At 61.6% G+C, this 17212-nt stretch carries 16 protein-coding genes; 15 read left to right on the top strand and 1 reads right to left on the bottom strand.

The features are described from left to right. Positions 1-253 precede the first annotated feature (253 nt). The 13 genes from IZU87_RS13815 to IZU87_RS13760 all read left to right on the top strand — a co-directional run bounded on the left by IZU87_RS13815 (position 254) and on the right by IZU87_RS13760 (position 11799). Positions 254-1678, top strand: coding sequence for an APC family permease (locus IZU87_RS13815; protein ID WP_213114897.1), 1425 nt, complete (start codon positions 254-256; stop codon positions 1676-1678). Between the two features lie 155 nt (positions 1679-1833). Continuing rightward, on the top strand, positions 1834-3327 hold the full coding sequence (locus tag IZU87_RS13810; RefSeq protein WP_213114896.1) for an NAD-dependent succinate-semialdehyde dehydrogenase: 1494 nt from the start codon (positions 1834-1836) through the stop codon (positions 3325-3327). Between the two features lie 98 nt (positions 3328-3425). Further along, positions 3426-4712, top strand: coding sequence for a 4-aminobutyrate--2-oxoglutarate transaminase (gene gabT, locus IZU87_RS13805; protein WP_502711611.1), 1287 nt, complete (start codon positions 3426-3428; stop codon positions 4710-4712). 353 nt (positions 4713-5065) lie between these two features. Continuing rightward, complete coding sequence (locus IZU87_RS17955) at positions 5066-5188, top strand: hypothetical protein (protein ID WP_283248914.1); 123 nt, start codon at positions 5066-5068, stop codon at positions 5186-5188. Then, complete coding sequence (locus IZU87_RS13800; protein ID WP_213114895.1) at positions 5181-6605, top strand: amino acid permease; 1425 nt, start codon at positions 5181-5183, stop codon at positions 6603-6605. The genes IZU87_RS17955 and IZU87_RS13800 overlap by 8 nt, the downstream gene beginning before the upstream one ends. Next, a complete protein-coding gene (mmuM, locus tag IZU87_RS13795; protein WP_213114894.1) occupies positions 6595-7590 on the top strand; it encodes a homocysteine S-methyltransferase in 996 nt (331 codons plus the stop codon). The genes IZU87_RS13800 and mmuM overlap by 11 nt, the downstream gene beginning before the upstream one ends. Before the next feature lie 268 nt (positions 7591-7858). Next, the gene (locus IZU87_RS13790; protein WP_213114893.1) at positions 7859-8512 is read left to right on the top strand and encodes a DsbA family oxidoreductase; all 654 of its coding nucleotides are present in this window, start codon (positions 7859-7861) and stop codon (positions 8510-8512) included. Positions 8513-8652: 140 nt separating this feature from the next. Continuing rightward, positions 8653-9594, top strand: coding sequence for a pyrimidine-specific ribonucleoside hydrolase RihA (rihA, locus tag IZU87_RS13785; protein WP_213114892.1), 942 nt, complete (start codon positions 8653-8655; stop codon positions 9592-9594). Positions 9595-9865: 271 nt separating this feature from the next. Further along, positions 9866-10129, top strand: a complete 264-nt coding sequence (locus IZU87_RS13780; protein WP_213114891.1) for a hypothetical protein — start codon at positions 9866-9868, stop codon at positions 10127-10129. 15 nt (positions 10130-10144) lie between these two features. Beyond that, on the top strand, positions 10145-11047 hold the full coding sequence (locus IZU87_RS13775; protein ID WP_213114890.1) for a Rossmann-fold NAD(P)-binding domain-containing protein: 903 nt from the start codon (positions 10145-10147) through the stop codon (positions 11045-11047). 9 nt (positions 11048-11056) lie between these two features. Then, positions 11057-11398 carry a GMC oxidoreductase gene (locus IZU87_RS17950; protein WP_349305187.1) on the top strand — a complete coding sequence of 114 codons (342 nt, stop codon included), beginning with the start codon at positions 11057-11059 and terminating at the stop codon, positions 11396-11398. Positions 11399-11428: 30 nt separating this feature from the next. Then, the gene (locus tag IZU87_RS13765; RefSeq protein WP_213114888.1) at positions 11429-11572 is read left to right on the top strand and encodes a hypothetical protein; all 144 of its coding nucleotides are present in this window, start codon (positions 11429-11431) and stop codon (positions 11570-11572) included. Next, positions 11569-11799: a glutaredoxin family protein gene (locus tag IZU87_RS13760; protein WP_213114887.1), complete on the top strand. Its 231-nt coding sequence runs from the start codon at positions 11569-11571 to the stop codon at positions 11797-11799. The genes IZU87_RS13765 and IZU87_RS13760 overlap by 4 nt, the downstream gene beginning before the upstream one ends. Before the next feature lie 734 nt (positions 11800-12533). Here IZU87_RS13760 and IZU87_RS13755 read toward each other — a convergent pair. Next, positions 12534-13205, bottom strand: coding sequence for a GntR family transcriptional regulator (locus tag IZU87_RS13755; protein WP_213114886.1), 672 nt, complete (start codon positions 13203-13205; stop codon positions 12534-12536). Positions 13206-13566: 361 nt separating this feature from the next. On the opposite strand from IZU87_RS13755, the gene IZU87_RS13750 reads away from it, so the two are divergent. After that, the gene (locus IZU87_RS13750) at positions 13567-15045 is read left to right on the top strand and encodes a malonyl-CoA decarboxylase (RefSeq protein WP_213114911.1); all 1479 of its coding nucleotides are present in this window, start codon (positions 13567-13569) and stop codon (positions 15043-15045) included. 134 nt (positions 15046-15179) lie between these two features. Beyond that, entirely contained in the window at positions 15180-16739 is a 1560-nt protein-coding gene (locus tag IZU87_RS13745; protein ID WP_213114885.1) for a malonate--CoA ligase, read from the top strand. Positions 16740-17212: the final 473 nt, after the last annotated feature.

Here is a 17212-nt window from a genome sequence, read left to right as displayed (position 1 = left end):
TGGCATGGCGCTGGTAGCGTGTGTTTCAGGCGTTGCCTACTGACTGATGCTCACAGCGAAATGATTGCTGAATCGCTCTTGGCTCCCCCTTTACAGGAGCGACCTTTCAGCAAGCATCAGCCAGCGACAGGACTGTCATTACTTCTCGTTCATGCCAGCAAGCTTTGGATTTGAAATTGAGAAGAGCGCACGGGACATCAGCAGGAAACGGCTTCGCTATATAACAAATTCCAAGATCGATTTGAGTATTCCAATGAACAACAGTACTCCCCCTACAGAACAGCTAGTCAGAGTCCTTGCGCGTGGCGACGTCCTGGCACTTGCCTTCGGCGCCATGGTCGGTTGGGGCTGGATCGTCCTCACCGGCGGCATGATTCAGGATGCCGGCAGCGTCGGCGCCATCATCGCTTTCATCATTGGCGGCATCGCCGTCGTCCTGATCGGTCTAACCTATGCAGAACTGGCAGCAGCCATGCCCAAGGTGGGCGGTGAGCATGTCTACAGCTACCGGGCCATGGGGCATTTCTCTTCGTTCCTGTGCACATGGACCATCATTCTCGGCTATCTGAGCGTGGTGTCCTTCGAGGCGGTGGCATTGCCCACTGTCATCGAGAACCTCGCGCCCAACTATGCCGTTGGCCACATGTGGACCATCGCCGGTTGGGATGTGAAGGCGACCTGGGTGGCTGTCGGTGTCGGCGGCTCGCTGGCCATGATGGCGATCAACTATGTCGGGATCACCACCGCTGCTCTCCTGCAGAAGGTCGTCACAGGCGTGATTCTGATCGCCGGCGTCCTGTTCGTGACCGGCGCCTTGTTCGAAGGTGATGTCGCCAACATGACACCGCTGTTCACCCAGTCCGAAGGCGGCGTAGTGGCAGGCATCATCGCGGTGCTGGTACTGGTGCCTTTCCTGTTCGTCGGCTTCGACGTCATTCCGCAGGCCGCAGAGGAAATCAATCTGCCCTACAACGCCATCGGCAAGGTGCTGATGATGTCCGTGGTACTGGCCGTGGTCTGGTATGCGCTGATCATCCTGGCCACCAGCATGGCACTGGACCATGACTCCCTGCTGGCAAGTTCACTGAGCGTGCCGGACGCCATGGGCGCCCTGTTCAATTCGCCCTGGGCCAGCAAGCTGATGATCCTTGCAGGTATCGCCGGCATCATCACCAGCTGGAATGCCTTCTACATCGGTGGCTCTCGCGCCATCTATGCCTTGGCACATGCCGGCATGCTGCCTGCCTGGCTGGGCAAGCTGCACCCCAAGCACAAGACGCCCACCAATGCGGTACTGCTGATCGGTCTGCTGTCCTGCATCGCGCCCTTCTTCGGTCGTCCGGCACTGGTATGGATCGTCGATGCGGGTGGCCTGGGTATCGTCATCGCCTATCTGTTCGTCGCGATCTCGTTCCTGATCCTGCGTATCCGTGAGCCCGACATGCCGCGTCCGTTCCGCGTCCGCCACGGCAAGCTCTGCGGCACACTGGCCATCCTTCTGTCCTTCGGCATGGCCTGCCTGTATCTGCCGGGTAGCCCTTCCGCGCTGACCGGTACCGAATGGCTGATCTTCGGCGCCTGGATGGCTCTGGGTCTGGTGATGTATGTCATCGCCCTGAAGCAATTCGGCCGAGCCTATAGCGACCGTGTCATGGCCCCGGCTTTCACGGCGCAGTAAACACGCAATACCTACACCGCTGGGCAGTCTGTTCCGCCTGCCCAGCCATCTCGACTCCGTCATATTCGAGCCGACTCGAGAGCAGCTGACGCCTCTTGCGACATGCTGCTCACTCCATGAATGACCTGCACGCCAGAACGCCAGAGGAGCTTCACATGTCCCGTTCCGCCCTCCCGATCAGCGACTTCCTGAAGCGCTACGTCAACTCGGAAACCAGCAGCGACGTCTTCGTCCCGGCGCTCATCGGTACCGAGCACCGCGAGACCGGCACCACCTTCAACGTGACCAATCCGGCCACCGGCGAGCAGCTGGCGCGTGTCGCCGAGGTCAGCGCCGATGACACCCGTGACGCCGTCGCCGCAGCCGAGATCGCCGGCAACGCCTGGAAGAAGGTGCCGGTGAAGGAGCGTTCCGCGCTGCTGCGTCGCTGGTTCGATCTGGTGCTGGCGCACCGTGAAGACCTCGCCCAGCTGATGACGCTGGAGCAGGGCAAGCCGATGGCGGAGTCGCGTGGCGAGGTGACCTACGGTGCCTCCTTCATCGAATTCTTCGCCGAAGAAGCCAAGCGCATGGCCGGTGAGACCCTGCCGTCCCACGGCGCCGACAAGCGCCTGATGGTGCTGCGCGAGCCGATCGGCGTGGTGGCCGCGATCACGCCGTGGAACTTCCCGCTGGCGATGATCACCCGCAAGTGCGCCCCGGCGATCGCCGCAGGTTGTGCCGTGGTCATCAAGCCGGCCGAAGCCACGCCGCTGACCGCACTGGCATTGGCGGACCTGGCGCTGGAAGCCGGCCTGCCGAAGGGCCTGATCAGTGTCGTCACCGCCATGAAGCCGATCGCCATCGGGGAAGTGCTGACCACCGATCCGCGCATCCGCAAGGTGTCCTTCACCGGCTCCACGCCGGTGGGCAAGACGTTGATGGCGCAGTGTGCCTCCACCGTCAAGAAGACCGCGATGGAGCTGGGTGGCAACGCGCCCTTCATCGTCTTCGATGATGCTGACCTGGATGCAGCCGTCGATGGCGCCATCGCCTCCAAGTTCCGCAACGCCGGCCAGACCTGCGTGTGCACCAACCGCTTCCTCGTTCAGGACGGTGTCTACGACGCCTTCGTCGAGAAGCTCGCGGCACGCGTCGAGAGCATGCAGGTCGGTGATGGCCTGGTCGAAGGCAACACCATCGGCCCGCTGATCAACGACGCAGCAGTCAACAAGGTGCAGAGCCACGTCGATGATGCCGTCAGCAAGGGCGCGCGTCTGGTCACCGGCGGCAAGAAGCACGCTCTCGGTCACAGCTTCTTCGAGCCGACCGTGCTGGCCGATGTCACTACCGACATGGTCGTCGCGGATGAGGAAACCTTCGGCCCGCTGGCGCCGGTGTTCCGCTTTGGCAAGGACGAGGAAGCCATCGCGATGGCCAACGACACCCCGTTCGGGCTGGCCGCGTACTTCTACGCCAACGATTACCGCCGCATCTGGCACACGCTGGAAGCGCTGGAATACGGCATGGTCGGCGTCAATGAAGGCCTGATCTCCACCGAACTCGCGCCCTTCGGTGGCATCAAGGAATCCGGTCTGGGTCGCGAAGGCTCGCACCACGGTCTGGAAGAGTTCACCGAGCTCAAGTACGTTTGCATCGGCGGCCTTTGATCTCACGACGACGTCTCACGACACCTTCTCACCACTTTCACAAGACAACGGAGGCATGGCCCGCGCCATGCCTCCGGCAACAAGAAAAGGAGCCTGACATGAGCCACTCTCAGCTGAGCAACGAACAACTCGACGTCCTCAAGCACAAGTACGTCGCCAAGGGTGCCGTCACCGCCACGCCGCAGTTCGCCGACACCGCGCTGAACGCGGAAATCTGGGATGCGGACGGCAACCGCTGGATCGACTTCGCCGGTGGTATCGGCGTGCTCAACCTGGGTCACCGTCACCCGAAGATCGTCGCCGCCGTCAAGGCCCAGCTCGACAAGGTCATGCACACCGCCGCGGGCGTCATCTCCTACGCCCCGTACGTGCAACTGAGCCAGAAGCTGGCCGAGCTGACGCCTGTGCGTGGCCCGGAACGCAAGACCTTGCTGGTCAACTCCGGCGCGGAAGCGGTCGAGAACGCCATCAAGATCGCGCGTGCCGCCACTGGCCGCAGCGGCGTCATCACCTTCGACGGCGCCTTCCACGGCCGTACCATGATGACTCTGGCGATGACAGGCAAGGTGCTGCCGTACAAGAATGACTTCGGCCCGATGCCGGGTGACATCTTCCGTGCGCCCTACCCGAACCCGATTCACGGCATCAGCGAAGAGCAGTCCCTGAACGCCATCCGCACCCTGTTCAAGACTGACATCGCACCGCACCGCACCGCAGCCATCGTCATCGAGCCGGTGCAGGGCGAAGGCGGCTTCTACATCGCTTCGCCGAGCTTCCTGACCGCGCTGCGTGAGCTGTGTGACGAGCACGGCATCCTGCTGATCGCCGATGAAGTGCAGTCCGGCTTCGCGCGTACCGGCAAGCTGTTCGCGATGGAGCACAGCGGTGTCGAAGCCGACATCATGACCATGGCCAAGAGTCTGGCCAACGGCATGCCGCTGTCGGCCGTCGTCGGCACCGCCGAGGTGATGGATTCCTCAGGCCCGGGCTCTCTGGGCGGCACCTACAGCGGCAACCCGCTGTCCTGCGCCGCGGCCCTGGCCGTGATCGACGTCATTCGCGAAGAAAACATCCTGGAGCGCAGCACCCAGATGGGCGAGCAACTGGCCGCGCGTTTCGCCCAGTGGGAAGAGCGCTTCGCGCATGTCGCGCACTCACGCAACCAGGGCTCCATGGCCGCATTTGAGCTGGTGGACGCCGATGGCAAGCCTGATCCCGCCGCGACGGCTGCCGTGTGTGCCAAGGCCAAGGAGCTGGGGCTGATCCTGCTGTCCTGTGGCTTCTACTCCAACACCATCCGTATCCTGGTGCCGCTGACCGTCGAGCCGGAAGTGCTCGAGGAAGGTCTCGCCATCATCGAGAAGGCGCTGGAAAGCCTCGCCTGATCGCTTGCCTGGCGCAGACCGTCTAGCGCAGGCATGCAGAAAAACAGCGGCCACCTACGGGTGGCCGTTTTGCGTTTTCTGCAACCTGCCATCGCACAACATGACACGAGAAAAGGCGGTGACATCATTGTGAAAAGTCTGGCGATATGCGCCACGACCCGGCCAAAAGGCATGAAATGAATTATCACGCCAAGCCCTGCCGATGCGGGGTTCTTCAACCACCAATCGCGAGCATCATATTTAGTTTCCCATCTAAATATATAGCCAATCGGCTTGATGATTCGTTGGGATAGACTTTGTCGCTCATTTATCATATCCGGCCTGTTTCCCTCCCACTCCAGCCGGTTTCTGCCATGCTACATGTGTCCATCCATCCGCACTCCCTGCACGAGCGCGGCCTGCACGAGCAAGCTCTGATCGTCAGCCCGAGCGACAGTCAGATCATCAGCTCCACGAGTGACACCCACCATGTCTGACAGCAACGCCACCGACTTCAAACGCAGCATGCAGCAGCGCCATCTGGTGATGCTGTCACTGGGCGGTGTCATCGGCACCGGCCTGTTTCTCAGCTCCGGCTATACCATCCAGCAGGCGGGCCCGGCGGGTGCGGTACTCGCCTATCTGATCGGCGGCCTGGTGGTCTATCTGGTGATGATGTGCCTCGGCGAACTGGCCGTGCATCACCCGGAACCCGGCGCCTTCAGCGCCCACGCCAGCCGCTATCTGGGCCCTGCCACCGGCTATACCGTGGCCTGGCTCTACTGGCTGACCTGGGCGGTGGCGCTGGGGTCGGAATTCACCGCCTCCGCCGTGTTCATGGGGCGCTGGTTCCCCGGTGTCGAACCGTGGATCTGGTGCGGCATCTTCTCGCTGATCGTGTTCGGCATGAACATCGTCTCGGCGCGCTTCTTCGCCGAGTCCGAATTCTGGCTGTCGCTGATCAAGGTCGCCGCGGTGATCGTCTTCATCGCGGTGGGCGCCGCCGCCATGTTCGGCTTCACGCCCCTGGCGGGTAATGTCGAGGCACCGGGCGTCACGCGCATCCTGCAGGAAGGCGTGTTCGATCACGGCGTGATGCCGATTCTGATGACGCTGCTGGCCGTCAGCTTCGCCTTCTCCGGCACCGAGCTGATCGGCATCGCCGCCGGCGAAAGCGAGAACCCCGAGAAGAACGTGCCCCTGGCGATCCGCGCGACCCTGTGGCGCCTGATCATCTTCTTCATCGGCACCATCATCGTCATCGCCGCCCTGTTGCCGCAGGACAGCGCCGGCCTCAAGGAAAGCCCCTTCGTGGCGGTCTTCCAGCTCACCGGCATTCCCTACGCGGCGGATATCATGAACTTCGTGATCATCACCGCGCTGCTGTCGGCGGCCAATTCCGGCCTCTACGCCGCCTCGCGCATGCTGTGGACCCTGGCGGACCAGAAGACGCTGCCGCGCGTATTCAGTCGCGTCAATCAGCGCGGCATTCCGGTGCCCGCACTGCTGATCACCATGCTCGGCGGCCTGCTGTCGCTGCTCTCCAGCGTGTATGCCGAGGACACCCTCTATCTGGCGCTGGTGTCGATTTCCGGACTTGCCGTGGTACTGGTGTGGATGGCGATCGCCGCCAGTCAGTTCAGCTTCCGCCGCCAGTGGCTGAAGGCCGGCCATAGCGCCAGCGAGCTGACCTACCGCGCGCCGCTGTATCCCGTCGTGCCGATTGCCGCCTTCCTGTTCTGCGCGCTGGCCTGCATCGGTATCGCCTTCGATCCCAACCAGCGCATCGCGCTCTACTTCGGTGTGCCCTTCGTGGCGCTGTGCTATCTGGTGCACTATCTGACCCATCGCACGTCTGCCGACGCCGCGAATTCTTCAGCCCCGACCCCGCAGGAGGCCCTCGATGCCCGCTGATGCCACCCGCAATCCGCTGAGCGCCATCACCGCGCGCCAGCCCTTCATGATCGTCGATGGCGCCCTGGCCACCGAGCTTGAGCGCGCCGGGTTCGATCTCAACGACTCGCTGTGGTCGGCCAAGGTGCTCGCCGATGATCCGCAGGCGATCGTCGATGTCCACCGCGCCTACTTCGAGGCCGGTGCCGATGTCGCCACCACGGCCAGCTACCAGGCAACGCTCGAAGGCCTGATGGCACGCAGCCTGAGCGAGACCCAGGCCAGCGCGCTGATCCAGCGCTCCGTGACCCTGGCGGCGCAGGCCCGCAGCGACTATCTGGCAGCGCACCCAGAGCGCCTGGACTGCCCACCGCTGGTCGCGGCCTCCGTCGGCCCCTATGGCGCCTGGCTCGCCGATGGCAGCGAATACCGTGGTGGCTACGCGCTGGACCGCGCCGGCCTGCACGACTTCCACCGTGCCCGCCTCGCCACGCTGCTCGATGCCAAGCCGGACGTGCTCGCCGTCGAGACACTCCCCTGCGCCGAGGAAGCACTGGCCGTGTGTGACCTGCTGCGCGATGACTTCCCGACGGCGCGTGCCTGGGTCGCCTTCAGCGCGCGCAACGCGACCGAATTGAGCGACGGCACGCCGATCCGCGACGCCGTGCGCGCCATCGCCGACTGCGAGCAGGTGGTCGCCATCGGCGTCAACTGCACCGCGCTTGAGCACATCGAATCGCTGGTGCGCGAGATTCGCGGCGAGACGGACAAGGACATCGTCATCTACCCGAACTCCGGCGAGGTCTATGATCCGGTTACCAAGACCTGGTCTGCTGCCTGCGCCGTCTCGGTAGATGCCGATGGCCACGGCTTTGACCACGACCATGACCTCGCCGGCTGGACACCGCGCTGGCTGGCCGCCGGCGCCACGGCCATCGGTGGCTGCTGCCGCACCGGCCCGGACGACATCCGCGCCCTGGCGGATCTGCGCAAGGCACTGAGTTGATTGAGGTGCTGAGCTGGGTGCAGTGAATACGCAGCGCTGAACACGAACGCCCTGTCCGGTCATGACACATGATCGGACAGGGCGTTTTCGGTAGCGTCCCGCGCCCCAAATCGCTAGGATGACAGGACACTTATGAGCGATTGCTCAAAATCATTTCGACGTGCTTGTTTCGACGTACACTTTTCGCGACGTACACTTTTCGACGTGCTCTCACGGTGGCCTTCGCGCTGTAGTGAAGAGCGCTTGAGAGATCAGCAGGAGAATCCCCATGTCACAGCTCGATATCCAGGTCGCCTACGACGTGGTCTGCCCCTGGTGCTGGATCGGCAAGCGTCATCTCGATGACGCCATCGCGCAACTCGACTTCAATGATGAGGTGCGCGTGAACTACCTGCCCTTCCAGCTCAATCCGTGGGTGCCGCGTGAAGGCATGCTGCGAGCCGACTACCGCGCGCAGAAGTTCGGCAGTGTCGAGCGTGGCGCGGAACTGGATGCCCAGGTGGCCCAGGCCGGCGCGCAGAGTGGCGTCACCTTCCGTCATGCCCTGATGGAGCGCACGCCCAATTCCACCGATGCCCAGCGCATCGTCTGGCGCCAGCAATCCAAGGGCCTGGCGGAGCGACCGCTGCTGGAAGCCCTGTTCAGCGCCTACTTCCACGATGGCAAGGACGTGGGTGACCGGCAGGTGCTGGCCGAGATCGCAAGCCAGCACGATGACGATCTGAACATCGATCAGGCGCTGGCCTTCCTTGATTCCGACGCGGGCGAGCAGGAAGTCGCCGCCCAGCAGGAGGCGCTGCGCAACGCCGGCATCCAGTCGGTGCCCAGCACCATCGTCGGCCAGTATTACGTGCCCGGCGCGCAGCCGGTGGAAGTGCTGGTGCAGATGCTCAATGAGGCACGTGCCCAGCAGGCGGGTTGATCCGCCCCGCATTGCCTCGAATGCCCTGACAGACGACACGCCCTTCGCAAGGATGGCGTGTCGTTTTGCGTTCAGGCATAAAGGAAAAGCTTATAGAGGCAAACCACGACAACAAGACGACTCACGACAAGGACTGCTGCATGCCGCGCCCCATCATTCTCGATTGCGATCCCGGCCACGACGATGCCATCTCGCTGATTCTGGCCCTCAGCTCAGATGCGCTCGACGTCCTGGCCGTCACCACCAGCGCCGGCAATCAGACGCCCGACAAGACGCTCAACAATGCGCTGCGGGTGCTCACCCTGCTGGGCCGCCACGATATCCCGGTGGCGGGCGGTGCGCCCAAGCCATTGGCGCGCGAGCTGATCATCGCCGACAACGTGCATGGCGAAAGTGGCCTGGATGGCCCTGAACTGCCAGACCCCGGCTTTGCCCCCGTCACCCAGAGCGCCATCGAGCTGATAGCTGAGAAGGTTCGCGCCTGTGAGCAGAAGGTCACGCTGGTGCCCTCTGGCCCGCTGACCAACATCGCGCTGTTTCTCTCAGCCTACCCTGAGCTGCACTCGCGCATCGACAGCATCGTGCTGATGGGCGGCGCGGCCGGTGTCGGCAACTGGACGCCCGCCGCCGAGTTCAACATCTTCGTCGACCCCGAAGCCGCCGACATGGTGTTCAAGTCCGGCCTGCCCATCGTGATGTGCGGGCTGGATGTCACCCATCAGGCACAGATCATGGATGAGGACATCGAGCGCATCCGGGTCATCGACAATCCCGTCGCCCAGTGTGTCGCCGAGCTGCTCGATTTCTTCATGATCTACCATCGCGATCCGAAGTGGGGCTTCAACGGCGCGCCGTTGCATGATCCCTGCACCATCGCCTGGCTGCTGGCGCCTGAGCTGTTCACCACGGTGGAGTGCTGGGTCGGCGTCGAGACACAGGGCGAGCACACCCAGGGCATGACGGTGGTGGACCGCTATCAGCTCACCGGCAAGCCGCACAATGCCAGGGTGTTGTTCGATATCGACCGCCAGGGCTTCGTCGACCTGATCGTCCGACAGCTGGCGCAGTACTCCCCTCGCTAGCCTGCTCGCCAGCATCCAGAAGGCAGTCGCCCTGCCAGCGCCATGCGAGGAGTTCTTTCCTGCTGAGAGCAGCGCTTACCTATAGAGAGCCGCCATGTCAGACACCGATCGCCATGCCAGTGACACCGCGCAACAGGCGCACGTCCATAAGCACGAGCATAAGCACGGCCATAAGCACGAGCATGACTACGACTACCTCATCGTGGGCTAGGGCTTTGGCGGCTCGGTGTGCGCGCATCGCCTGACCGAGAAAGGCTATCGTGTGGCGGTCATGGAACAGAGCAAGCGCTGGACACCGGACAACATGCCCCACTCCAACTGGCGGCTGAGTCGCTGGCTGTGGCGGCCGATGCTGGGCCTGCGCGGCTTCTTCACCATGAGCTTTTTCCGCCATGTCATCGTGCTGCATGGCAACGCGGTGGGTGGCGGCTCCATCACCTATGCGCAGACATTGCTGGTGCCGCCCGACAGGGTGTGGGACAACGGCCAGTGGGCGGGGCTCAATGACTGGCATGCGGTGATGCCGAAACACTAAGCCACGGCGAAGCAGATGCTCGGCGTGACGACCAATCGGATCATCGCGCCAGCGGATCACCACCTAAAACGCATGGCGGCGGTCGCCGGCTGCGAAGACACCTGGTACCCCACCGAGGTCAGCATCTTCTTCGGCCCCGAGGGAGAAAGCGCCACGTCGGCTGCCGGTAGCGCGCATGCAGATCCCTACTTCGCTGGCGAAGGCCCTAAAAGACGCAGCTGCATCGGCTGCGGTGGCTGCATGATGGGCTGCCGACATGGCGCCAAGAACAGTCTCGACAAGAACTATCTGTATCTGGCCGAGAAGCACGGCGCCCAGGTGCATGCCGAGACCAAGGTGATCGATGTCGTGCCGCTCAATGGCAAGGCGGATGGGGCCGATGGCTATGCGGTGACGACGGTGCCCTCCACCTTCGCCGGACTCTATCTTGGGCTGGGCAAGCGCCGCGTCACCTGTCAGTCGATCGTCTTTTCCGGCTTATCGCTCGGCACCCAGGAGTTGCTGTTCCACCTCAGGGACAAGGGCTCATTGCCGAACATCTCGAACGCGCTGGGCAAGCGGGTGCGCACCAATGCGGAGTCGTTGATCAGCTGTCGCATGCCAGACAGTCACGATGACATGTCCAAGGGCATCGCCATCGGCTCCGGCATTCATATCGATGAGCACACCCATATCGAAGCCACGCGCTATCCGGCGGGCTCCGATTTCATGGGGCTGCTGTTCACCGCGATGGCCAGGGGCAAGCCCGGCTGGACACGACCCTTCTCGTGGCTCAAGGCCATGGCGAAGGTGGTGGCGGCCAATCCGCGGCGGGCACTGAAATTCCAGCTGCCGTGGGGCTTCGCGAAGGAGACGATCATCTTTCTGTGCATGCAGACGGCGGATGGCCACCTCAACATGAAGCTCAAACGCCTGTGATACTGGCCGCTGCGCAAGGCGCTGGTCACCGAGGGCAAGCGCATCCCGACCTTCATCCCCGAGGCGAATGATTTCGTCACGCGTGGCGCAGAGGCCATCGGCGCCATCCCCGGCAGCAGCATTCCCGAGATACTCTTCAACATCCCGACCACGGCGCATTGCATGGGCGGCGCAGCCATGGCGGCCTCCCCCGAGGACGGCGTCTGCGATGGCCAGAATCGCGTCTTCCATTACCGCAACATGCTGATCTGTGACAGCTCGATGCTCGCCGCCAACCTGGGCGTCAATCCCAGCCTGACCATCACCGCCCTGGCGGAACATGCGATGAGTCATATCCCGCGCAAGGGCTGATCTTCACAACGCCCGGTGTGGGAAGTGCTGGTGAAGGAAATGCTGGTGCATGAAGTGCTGGTGCAAGAGATGCTGCTGCATGAAGGGAAAGACGGCTGGTATCATTGCCCGCCAGCATTTCAGGTTATGTGCGTACAACGCGCGGGATCGATCAACACGGGAGCACAGCAATGAAACGGGTGTCACTCTTCACCATGGCGAACTGCCCACACTGCAAGACAGCCAAGCAGTATCTGGAGCAGCAGAAGATCGGCTTCCGCCTGGTGGATGTCCGATCTCCCGCGGGCCAGAAGGAATTCGCCAAGACAGGCTTTCGCAGCGTACCTGTCCTGAAAATTGGCGATCAGTTCCTGAAGGGTTTCAGCGTCAAAGGCTTCAATCAGTTATATAAATCTAGATGAAGATGCTCTTTGGAGAAATACGGCACTTAGATGATTTTTCATTTAGCTAATACCATATCTCAATAACTGCACGACTATGCCCTCTCATTTACAAAAATTATATATAGAAAAGAAAACCATAAGTGACATTCCCAAGAATTTAAATGACCACCCAGTCTAAGCGTCATCTAGCTTAATTAAGCTAGATATACGCCACTTCAGAAAAACACATTGAATACCACCTCTAGAGCCATTAAAGAGAAGGTAGTGCATTTGGTGCGGGTCAGAGGATTAGAACCTCTCGGCGCTGCTGGTGACAGTTTATGCAAAAGAAATCCCCAACATTTATGCCGAACGTAAGACCCGCAGAGCCGCCCCGCACCAGATAAACATTGTAGTAATTAGTATCATAGCCACCCCCAAGTCAGTAAAGCCCATGAAAGCAAGGACCAACGTTACGAGATCTGCAGCTACAGCTAAAATACTGGTGAAATTTAAATTGCAAAATGCCATTGTATCCAACTCGGTGGACTCAGATAATTATGAGCTATTAATTATCATATGCTACCCGCAAAATCGTTAACAGTCAAGTTGCATCTATATCTGCGCATCACTTAAGTCAACCACAGATTTGAATTATCAACCACACTAAAACTTCCGATTATTTCAGCATGAGAGTGTTAATATTTCAATAACTATTCAGGTATGATATGACTCGCCCAAAATATCCAATTTTTAGCCATGCTAGAAAATGGCTAAAAGCAGGCAGAATCATGCAACCGCTCAATATTCGCCACCAGATCGGTGAACCTCTCCCCCTGGATATGCACGTGATCCTTCAGCGCTTGTTCTGCAGCAGCGGCGTCGCCGGCTTCAATGGCGGCGACGATGGCTTCGTGTTCGGCGTAGGAGCTGTGCATGCGGTGGCGGACGTGAAGTTGCAGACGGCGGTAAGGCTTGAGGATGGCGTGCAGGCGCGTGGCTTCATCGGTGAGGAAGGCGTTGTGGCTGGCGCGGTAGAGACAGTGATGAAAGAGGCCGTTCTCGTAGTAGTAACCATTGGCATCGTCGGCTTCCAGGCGTTCACGGCAGGCGGCGTGGGCGTCCTTGAGTTCAGAAAGTTCCTGCGTGGTGATGCGCCGCGCGGCGAGTCGACCGCACATGGCTTCCAGTTCTGCCATGACTTCAAAGCGTTCCACCAGCTCCGAGACGCCCAGCTGCGTCACGAAGGTGCCGCGCTTGGGCACCACCTTCACCATGCCGGAGGCGGCCAACTGCTGCAGCGCCTCGCGGATCGGCGTGCGTGAACATTGGTACTCGCGCCCCAGGGCCTCGGGATCGAGCTTGGTCCCCGGCGGGAAGCGCCCTTCGACGATGGCATCTTCGAGCAGATCGCGAAGGCGCTGGGTGTGGGACATCTTGATCATCTGCGGCGTCCTTTTACTGATGCTGAGCAAGGTGCTGATGCCTTGCGGCCATGTGGCGGTGACGATGGCGCCAAATCCTGCCGACCTACGCCTCAATCCCCTCACAGACATGCCAACCGGCCATGAGGCCAGTCACTGCCTCGTCCCCTTGCCTTCATTGAACAGGGGAAGTGGCCGCGCAGGAAACTGACTTTAGTCGTGTCTGGAATGCTAGGACTTGACGCTAACACACCAGACGCCTATCTGTTGTATACAACAAGACGAAGCCAAATATTCATTCCTCAGACGCCATACTGAGCAATGGATATGAACCAGCCACCACAGCTTCGCGTCTCGCGCCTTGAGGAAGACCGCCATGAACATCAATCTGAGTTTTCTGCAGGATCTGCTGACCCATGTCGGCCAGCGTGCCCGCCAGCAGGTCGGCCTCTCGCCAGGCGCCGGCAATGAAGACACCGCCCTCGCCCGTCTTACCGAGAGCTGCCACAACCTCACCGAGAGCAGCGGTGAAGCCTCGCGTATCATGATGGCCCAGCGGGCGCTGGAGGATTATCAGCAGCTGGACCAAGAGCAGCGCCTCGCCTTCTTCCGTGTGCTGGCCGAGCACTACGCCGCCGATGAAGCGCGTATCCACGCCGCCTACGCGGCCTATCGTGAATCCCCGGACAACGCCAACCTGAGCACGCTGTTCGCCGCCAGCGAACCCAGGCGCCAATCGCTCCTGCGCCGTCTGAACCTGTGCCCCGGCGGCACCTATGAAATCGTGCGCATGCGCGCCGACCTGCTCAAGCTGATCAAGCAGCATCCGGAGCTCAAACCGCTGGATGCCGACTTCGCGCACCTGTTCGCCTCTTGGTTCAATCGCGGCTTCCTGATGCTGGAGGCCATCGACTGGAACACCCCCGCGGCGGTGCTGGAGAAGATCATCCGCTATGAGGCGGTGCATGCCATCCAGGATTGGAGCGATTTGCGTGGGCGACTCGACCCCGAGGACCGCCGCTGCTACGCCTTCTTCCACCCGGCCATCGGCGATGAGCCGCTGATCTTCGTCGAGGTGGCGCTGTGCAAGGGCGTGCCCAACAACATCCAGCATCTGCTCGCCAACAGCGGCCAGACCACCGAGCACGAGGCAGACACCGCCGTCTTCTACAGCATCAGCAATTGCCAGAAGGGCCTGAAAGGCATCTCGTTCGGCAACTTCCTGATCAAGCAGGTGGTGCAAGAGCTGCAACGCGAACTGCCCAACCTCAGCCGCTTCGTCACCCTCTCGCCGGTGCCCGGATTCAGCCAGTGGCTCGAACGTGCGCGTGACGAGGAAGGCCTGGAAGTCTCCGACCTGCTGGCCCATCACCTGCAGCACGATGACTGGATGAATAACGAGGAAGCCCAGCAGAAGATGGCGCCAGAGCTGCGTGCCCTCGCTGCCCACTATCTGGTCAACGTCAAGCATCGCAGCGGCCAGCCGATGGACCCGGTCGCGCGCTTCCACCTCGGCAACGGTGCCAGCCTGCATCGCCTCAACTGGCCCGGGGACACCTCGCCCAATGGCCGCCAGCAGGCCCACAGCCTGATGGTGAATTACCTCTACGAGCCGCACCGCATCGAGCAGAACCACGAGGCCTTCAGCCGCAACGACAGCGTGGTGTGCAGCAGTGAGGTCAAGAAGGAGTCGAAAGCCAACAAGGAACTGGCCAAGGCCCCAAGGCGCGAAACTAAAAAGGAAACCGATTCCCTGTCCAGTTCGCCCCTGTCACCCAAAACATCCGAACAGCCGCCTGCACCGAAACCGGCTGCTGATGCCAATGACAGCAAGCAAGCGCCTGAGTCTTTGGAAGAATAAGCCGCTCGAAAAATGATTCGCCCGGCAGGCACGCCGCCTGCCGGAGCACGCCTGACCCCAACGTCTCTTTGCGTCAATGACGCCTCATTACAAGACAACGCCTCACTACAAGAACAATGCCATTGGAGCCAATGATGTCTCACGCCAACCACGACAATCTCTATCTGCAATTCGCGCGCAACTTCGATGAGCGCCCGGATGCCACCTTCCTCGATACCGTCGAAGGCCACGGCTACACCTTCGACCAGACACGCACCGCCGCCGGCCAGATGGCCAGTGCCCTGCGCGAGCTGGGCGTGGCACCGGGCGACCGCGTCGCGGTGCAGATCGACAAGAGCTGCGAGACCGTCATCCTGTATCTGGCCTGCCTGCAGGTCGGGGCGGTCTATCTGCCGCTGAACACCGCCTACACCGGCGAGGAGATCCGCTACTTCCTGGGCGACGCCGGCCCGCACCTGTATATCTGCCAGCCCAAGGTGCTGGAGACGGCACGCGAACTCGGCAAGCAATGCGGCGTGCCGCGCATCGAGAGCCTCGGTACCGAGCAGGACGGCAGCCTGATGGAGCAGGCGCGCCAGTGCAGCGCGAGCCACGAGGTCGAGCCACGCGCCGCCGATGATCTCGCCGCTATTCTATATACCTCCGGCACCACCGGCCACAGCAAGGGCGCGATGCTGACCCACGCCAACCTGGCCTCCAACTGCCAGGCACTGGCCGAGACCTGGCGATTCAGCGCGGACGACCACCTGATCCACGCCCTGCCCATCTTCCATACCCACGGCCTGTTCGTGGCCTGCAATATCGTGCTGACCGTCGGCGCCTCGATGACCTTCCTGCCCAAGTTCGATGCCGAGCAGACTCTCGACCTGATGCCGCGCTCCAGCGTGCTGATGGGCGTACCGACCTTCTATACACGCCTGCTGGAATCCGAGCGCCTCAACCGCGAGACGACCGCCAGCATGCGCTTGTTCGTCTCCGGTTCCGCGCCGCTGCTCAGCGAGACCCACAGCGAATTCAGCGCACGCACCGGCCACGCGATTCTCGAACGCTACGGCATGACCGAGACCAACATGAACACCTCCAACCCCTACGACGGCGAGCGCCGTCCGGGCACGGTGGGCATGGCGCTGCCCGGCAGCGAGGTGCGCGTCACCGACCGCGAGACAGGCGCCATCCTGCCGCGTGGCGAGACAGGGCTGATCGAAGTGCGTGGGTCGAACGTCTTCAAGGGCTACTGGAAGATGCCGGAGAAGACCGCCAGCGAATTCCGCGAGGATGGCTTCTTCATCACCGGCGATCTCGGCCATATCGATGCCGATGGCTATCTGTGCATCAGCGGCCGCGACAAGGACCTGATCATCTCCGGCGGCTACAACATCTACCCGAAGGAGGTGGAGCTGCTGATCGATGACATGCCCGGCGTCAACGAATCGGCGGTGTTCGGCGTGCCGCATCCTGACTTCGGCGAAGGCGTCTGCGCGGTGGTGGTGATGCAGCCCGGCCACCAGGACAGTCTCGATGAAGCGGCGGTGCTGGTCGCCCTCAGCGACAAGCTGGCCCGCTACAAGCAGCCCAAGCGGGTGTTCTTCATCGACAGCCTGCCACGCAACGTGATGGGCAAGGTGCAGAAGAAACAGCTGCGCGAGGAGTATGCCGAGCTGTTCGCACCTGAACCGGCCCGCTCACACGGCTGAGCCACCACAGCCAGGCCTGCCCCCCGATACATTCGTGCCACCGGCATGGCGTGACGCCATCACGTCATGCCGGTGGGTTCACTCACCCTCAAGCCCTGCCAAGGACAGGCAAAGGACAGGCAAAGGACGCGCAATAGTCAGACACAAGACACGTAAAGCCAGGCTAGCCAACCTGGATAGTCCAACCTGGATGGACAAGAAGTTAGATAAATCAGAAAGACGACAAGGCGCCACACTGATTCACCACCACTTCACCACAACAACAAGAAGGTATTACCCCGGCTTATTCATGAGGCCGACCTGAAAACGAAGATGGCGAGTGGTTTTCTCTTGTAGAATCAGGATATTCCTGCCAGAACACGATTCAAGAGGACCACTCGCCATGGGTGAAACCCTAACGACCTGGACGCCCTCATGCAACGGCTCTGTCCGTGTCGAGCTGAGCGGCCACCGCACCACCAGCGACAGCGGCG

Origin of the sequence: Cobetia sp. MC34 (genome assembly GCF_018340035.1) — a bacterium.
Taxonomy (GTDB): domain Bacteria; phylum Pseudomonadota; class Gammaproteobacteria; order Pseudomonadales; family Halomonadaceae; genus Cobetia; species Cobetia amphilecti.
The sequence above is the reverse complement of the archived record's forward strand: the minus strand, read 5'-3'. Positions and strand labels throughout refer to the sequence as shown.

Coding starts and splice junctions, on each gene's coding strand:
- IZU87_RS13755 (WP_213114886.1), bottom strand. CDS start 13,205: ATGATCAAGATGTCCCACACCCAGCGCCTTCGCGATCTGCTCGAAGAT.
- IZU87_RS13810 (WP_213114896.1), top strand. CDS start 1,834: ATGTCCCGTTCCGCCCTCCCGATCAGCGACTTCCTGAAGCGCTACGTC.
- IZU87_RS13790 (WP_213114893.1), top strand. CDS start 7,859: ATGTCACAGCTCGATATCCAGGTCGCCTACGACGTGGTCTGCCCCTGG.
- IZU87_RS13760 (WP_213114887.1), top strand. CDS start 11,569: ATGAAACGGGTGTCACTCTTCACCATGGCGAACTGCCCACACTGCAAG.
- IZU87_RS13775 (WP_213114890.1), top strand. CDS start 10,145: ATGCTCGGCGTGACGACCAATCGGATCATCGCGCCAGCGGATCACCAC.
- IZU87_RS17955 (WP_283248914.1), top strand. CDS start 5,066: ATGCTACATGTGTCCATCCATCCGCACTCCCTGCACGAGCGCGGCCTG.
- rihA (WP_213114892.1), top strand. CDS start 8,653: ATGCCGCGCCCCATCATTCTCGATTGCGATCCCGGCCACGACGATGCC.
- IZU87_RS13815 (WP_213114897.1), top strand. CDS start 254: ATGAACAACAGTACTCCCCCTACAGAACAGCTAGTCAGAGTCCTTGCG.
- IZU87_RS13780 (WP_213114891.1), top strand. CDS start 9,866: ATGGAACAGAGCAAGCGCTGGACACCGGACAACATGCCCCACTCCAAC.
- mmuM (WP_213114894.1), top strand. CDS start 6,595: ATGCCCGCTGATGCCACCCGCAATCCGCTGAGCGCCATCACCGCGCGC.
- gabT (WP_502711611.1), top strand. CDS start 3,426: ATGAGCCACTCTCAGCTGAGCAACGAACAACTCGACGTCCTCAAGCAC.
- IZU87_RS13800 (WP_213114895.1), top strand. CDS start 5,181: ATGTCTGACAGCAACGCCACCGACTTCAAACGCAGCATGCAGCAGCGC.
- IZU87_RS13745 (WP_213114885.1), top strand. CDS start 15,180: ATGTCTCACGCCAACCACGACAATCTCTATCTGCAATTCGCGCGCAAC.